The organism is Kitasatospora putterlickiae, assembly GCF_039527695.1.
GTDB lineage: Bacteria > Actinomycetota > Actinomycetes > Streptomycetales > Streptomycetaceae > Kitasatospora > Kitasatospora putterlickiae.
The window spans coordinates 40,224-45,043 of sequence record NZ_BAAAKJ010000215.1; the positions used below are offsets into that span (position 1 = coordinate 40,224).

Below are 4,820 nucleotides of genomic sequence, written 5' to 3' on the forward strand. Positions count from 1 at the left end.
GACGAACTCCCGCGGGCCCTCGCGCCGTTCCGGTGCGGTTCAGATCTTGCTCGCGCACTCCTCGCAGGTGCCGAAGATCTCCAGGGTGTGCGCGATGTCGCTGAACCCGTGCTCGGCGGCGACCGAGTTGGCCCAGCGCTCGACGGCCGGGCCCTCGACCTCGACGGTGGCACCGCACTGGCGGCAGACCAGGTGGTGGTGGTGTCCGCTGCTGCACCGGCGGTAGACGGCCTCGCCGTCGGCGGTGCGCAGGACGTCGACCTCGCCGGCGTCGGCGAGCGACTGGAGCGTCCGGTAGACGGTGGTGAGGCCGACCGAGTCGCCCCGGTGCTTCAGCATGTCGTGGAGCTCCTGCGCGCTGCGGAAGTCCTCGATCTCGTCCAGGACCGCCGAGACGGCGGCGCGCTGCCGGGTCGATCGGGCTCGCGGCGACGGGCCTGCGGTGGTCACCGTGGGTCCTCCTGGGGGTGTGGGCGGCTGGCACCTCATTGTGCCAGCCCCGCACCGGGCGCCGGAGTGGCGGCGTCCGCCCGCTGCGGGTCCGGCAGCCGGACGTCGCAGACCTGCGGTCCGGCGTCGGGAGTGCCGCGGTGGCGGCGCCGGGCGAGCGGTGCGGCGATCGCGCTGAACACCGCGAACACCGCGATGGCGAGCAGCACGATGGCCGGGCCGGAGGGCACGTCGAGCTCGTAGGAGCCGGTGACGCCGGCCAGTGCGACGATCACGCCGACCGCGATCGCGCCGGCCTGGGTCGCGGCGAAGGAGCGGGTGAGCTGCTGGGCGGCGGCCACCGGGACTACCATCAGCGCGCTGACCAGCAGCAGGCCGACCACCCGCATGGCGACGGTGACGGTGACCGCGGCCATCACCGCGAGCAGCAGGTTGAGCAGCCGCACCGGGACACCGGTGACCTTGGCGAAGTCCTCGTCCTGGCAGATCGCGAAGAGCTGGCGGCGCAGGCCCAGGGTGACGGCGATGACGACGGCGCCGAGCGCGGCGATCGCGGCCAGGTCGGCGGGGGAGACGGTCAGGATGGAGCCCCAGAGGTAGCTCTCCAGTGAACCGGCGCCCGCCTGGGCGGACTTGGAGACCAGCAGCTTGCCGCAGGCCATGCCGCCGTAGAAGAGCATCGCGAGGGCGAGGTCGCCGCGCTGGTTGCCGCGCGCGCGGACCAGTTCCATGGTGACGGCGCCGAGCACGCAGACCACGACGGCCGTCCAGACCGGGCTGGTCTGGAAGATGAAGCCGAGGCCGACGCCGGTCATCGCGACGTGGCCCATGCCGTCGCCCAGCAGGGCCTGGCGGCGCTGCACCAGGTAGACGCCGACGGCGGGGGCGGTGACACCGACCAGGACGGCGGCGATCAGCGCCCGCTGCATGAAGTCGTAGCCAAGCATCTCGGTCATGACAGCAGTCCCCGGATCCGTTCGTGGTCGTGGCCGTGGTCGGCGTGCGGGTGGACGTGGTCGTGGCCGGGCAGGGCGTGCAGGCCGGTGTTGGGCACGGGCGGGCCGTCGTGCGCGACGCAGCCGTCGCGGAGCACCACGGCGCGGTCGATCAGCGGTTCCAGCGGCCCGAGTTCGTGCAGCACCAGCAGGACGGCGGCGCCGCGTGCGACCTCGGCGCGCAGGGTGTCGGCGAGCACCTGCTGGCTGGCGGCGTCCACGCCGGCCATCGGCTCGTCCATGATCAGCAGGTCGGGGGAGCCGGCCAGCGCGCGGGCGATCAGCACCCGCTGCTGCTGGCCGCCGGAGAGGTCGGCGACGCCGTCGCGGGCCCGGTCGAGCATGCCGACGGCGGCCAGCGCGCGGTCCACGGCGGTGCGGTCGGCGCGGCGGAAGGGCAGCAGCCGGTGCAGCGGCAGCCGGCCGGTGGAGACGACCTCGCGCACGGTGGCGGGGACGCCGGAGGCGGCGGTGGTGCGCTGCGGGACGTAGCCGATCCGGTGCCAGGCGCGGAAGCGGGCGAGCGGGGTGCCGAACAGGTCCAGGCCGCCGCGCTCCAGCGGCACGGCGCCGGTGACGGCCTTGACGGTGGTGGACTTGCCGGAGCCGTTGGCGCCGAGCAGGGCGACCACTTCGCCGGGGCGGACGGTGAGGTCGACGCCGCGCAGCACCGGGCGTCCGCCGCGTGAGGCGACGGCGTCGTGCAGGCGGACGGCCGGGGGTGTCGGGGGGGTCATGCCGGTGGTCCCGTCAGCTGGTGGGGGTGGTGGCGGTCGCGTTCGTGCTCGCGGTCGCGTTCGTGCCGAGGGCGGCCTGGAGGTTGGCCAGGTTCCGCCTCATGACCGTCAGGTAGTCGTCCCGGGCCTGGTCCTCGACGCCCTCCAGCGGGTCGAGGACGGCGGTCCTGAGGCCGAGGTCCTTGGCCACGGTCTCGGCGAGCCGGGGACTGGCCAGGGTCTCGAAGAAGATCGTGGTGACGCCGTTCTCCTTGGCGGCCTTCTGGACGTCGGCGAGGCGGGCCGGGGTGGGCTCGGACTCGGGGTCGACGCCGTTGATGGAGACCTGGGTGAGGCCGTAGGCCTCGGCGAGGTAGCCGAAGGCGGCGTGGCTGGTCACGAAGGTGCGGTTGCCCGCGTCCTTCAGCCCGTCCTTGAACTCCTGGTCCAGGGCGGTGAGCCGGCCGACCAGTTCGTCGGTGTTGCGGCGGTAGTCCTCGGCGTGCGCCGGGTCGGCCTTGGCGAACTCGGCGCCGACGCTCCTGGCCACGGCGGCGTAGCGGGCCGGGTCGAGCCAGATGTGCGGGTCGCCGGCCGCCCCGTCGTGGTGGTGGTCGTGGCCGTCGCCCTCCGCGTGGTCCTCCGGGAGGTGGTGGTCCTCCAGCGGGACGGCGGCGGTGGCGTCGACCCGGTACTTGGCGTCGGAGCCTTCGACGGCCTTGTCGACGGTGGGCTGCAGGCCCTTGAGGTAGACGATCGCGTCGGCCTTCTGGACGCGCCCGACCTGCTTGGCGGTGAGTTCGAGGTCGTGCGGCTCGACGCCGGCGGCGGTCAGGCCGGTGACCTTCACGTGCTCGCCGCCGATGCTCGTGGCGAGGAACTCCATCGGGTAGAAGGACGCGACGACGTTCAGCCGGCCCTCCGCGCCCTGGGCCCCGCCGTCACCGCAGGCGGTCAGGGTGAGGGCGGCGGCGAGGGCGGTGGCGGTCAGAGCCATGGCGCTGCGGGCACGTCGTCGGATCATCATGACAACCATTCTCAGATTAGATGGAAATGATTGTCAAATCACTCGGACGGGTGAACGGGCGGTGACGGTGAGTGGGCCGGTACCGGCGATACCGATTTGAACCCCGTACCCATATGGCCGGTAACCTGAGGTATTCGGGTACGCGTAACCAGCCGTGCCCTGACCGTGCCGTACGTACTGAAGAGAGCACTGTGGCAGCCGACAAGATCGAGACGATCGTCAGCCTGAGCAAGCGCCGTGGCTTCGTCTACCCCTGCAGCGAGATCTACGGCGGCACGCGTGCCGCCTGGGACTACGGACCGCTGGGCGTCGAGCTCAAGGAGAACATCAAGCGCCAGTGGTGGCGCGCGATGGTCCAGGCCCGCGAGGACGTCGTCGGACTTGACTCGTCGGTGATCCTGGCCCGCGAGGTCTGGGAGGCGTCCGGCCACGTCAAGACCTTCAACGACCCGCTGACCGAGTGCCTCTCCTGCCACAAGCGCCACCGGGCCGACCACCTGGAGGAGAGGTACGAGGCCAAGCACGGCTTCCCGCCGCCGAACGGCCTCCAGGACATCAACTGCCCGGACTGCGGGACCAAGGGCCAGTTCACCGAGCCCAAGGACTTCTCGGGCATGCTGAAGACCCACCTCGGCGTCACCGAGGAGGCGAGCGGCCTGGCGTACCTGCGCCCGGAGACCGCCCAGGGCATCTTCACCAACTTCAAGGCCGTCCAGACCACCTCGCGCAAGAAGCCGCCGTTCGGCATCGCCCAGGTCGGCAAGAGCTTCCGCAACGAGATCACCCCCGGCAACTTCATCTTCCGGACCCGCGAGTTCGAGCAGATGGAGATGGAGTTCTTCGTCAAGCCGGGCGACGACGAGCAGTGGCACGAGTACTGGCTGCAGCAGCGCTGGGACTGGTACGTCGGCCTCGGCCTGCGCACCGAGAACATGCGCCTGTTCGAGCACCCGAAGGAGAAGCTCTCCCACTACGCCAAGCGCACGGTGGACATCGAGTACCGCTTCAACTTCGGCGGCACCGAGTTCTCCGAGCTGGAGGGCATCGCCAACCGCACCGACTACGACCTGACGGTGCACAGCGAGGCCTCCGGCCAGGACCTCAAGTACTTCGACCAGGAGTCCGGCGAGCGGTACTTCCCGTACGTCATCGAGCCGGCGGCCGGCCTCAACCGCGCCCTGCTGGCCTTCCTGATCGACGCCTACTTCGAGGACGAGGCGCCGAACGCCAAGGGCGTCATGGAGAAGCGCGTCGGCATGCGCCTGGACCCGCGCCTGGCCCCGGTCAAGGTCGCGGTGCTGCCGCTGTCGCGCAACGCCGACCTCTCGCCGAAGGCCCGCGGCCTGGCCGCCGACCTGCGCACCGCGTGGAACGTCGAGTTCGACGACGCCGGCGCCATCGGCAAGCGCTACCGCCGCCAGGACGAGATCGGCACGCCGTTCTGCGTGACGGTCGACTTCGACACCCTGGAGGACGACGCGGTGACCGTGCGCGAGCGCGACACCATGACGCAGGAGCGGGTCTCGCTGGACCAGGTGAAGTCCTACCTGGCGGCGCGCCTCATCGGCTGCTGACGTCCTTCCGTCCGCACGGAGCCCCCGTCCGCCCCTCCCGGGCGGCGGGGGCTCCGTG

The 4,820-nt window shown here is 71.6% G+C and carries 5 protein-coding genes; 1 reads left to right on the forward strand and 4 read right to left on the reverse strand.

Annotated features, from left to right (window positions below):
* Positions 1–39: 39 nt before the first annotated feature.
* Genes ABD308_RS21345 through ABD308_RS21360 form a run of 4 tightly spaced genes read right to left on the reverse strand, consistent with a single transcriptional unit; the run spans position 40 to position 3,188 of the window.
* Positions 40–450 (reverse strand): Fur family transcriptional regulator, encoded by a 411-nt coding sequence (locus ABD308_RS21345; RefSeq protein ID WP_344337581.1) that lies wholly within the window; start codon positions 448–450, stop codon positions 40–42.
* Between the two features lie 35 nt (positions 451–485).
* Complete coding sequence (locus ABD308_RS21350; protein WP_344337583.1) at positions 486–1,406, reverse strand: metal ABC transporter permease; 921 nt, start codon at positions 1,404–1,406, stop codon at positions 486–488.
* Positions 1,403–2,182: a metal ABC transporter ATP-binding protein gene (locus tag ABD308_RS21355; protein ID WP_344337584.1), complete on the reverse strand. Its 780-nt coding sequence runs from the start codon at positions 2,180–2,182 to the stop codon at positions 1,403–1,405. The genes ABD308_RS21350 and ABD308_RS21355 overlap by 4 nt, the downstream gene beginning before the upstream one ends.
* Positions 2,183–2,195: 13 nt before the next feature.
* Positions 2,196–3,188 (reverse strand): metal ABC transporter substrate-binding protein, encoded by a 993-nt coding sequence (locus tag ABD308_RS21360; RefSeq protein ID WP_425554822.1) that lies wholly within the window; start codon positions 3,186–3,188, stop codon positions 2,196–2,198.
* 191 nt (positions 3,189–3,379) lie between these two features.
* Between ABD308_RS21360 and ABD308_RS21365 the strand changes: the two genes are divergently transcribed.
* Positions 3,380–4,762 (forward strand): glycine--tRNA ligase, encoded by a 1,383-nt coding sequence (locus ABD308_RS21365; RefSeq protein ID WP_344337586.1) that lies wholly within the window; start codon positions 3,380–3,382, stop codon positions 4,760–4,762.
* Positions 4,763–4,820: the final 58 nt, after the last annotated feature.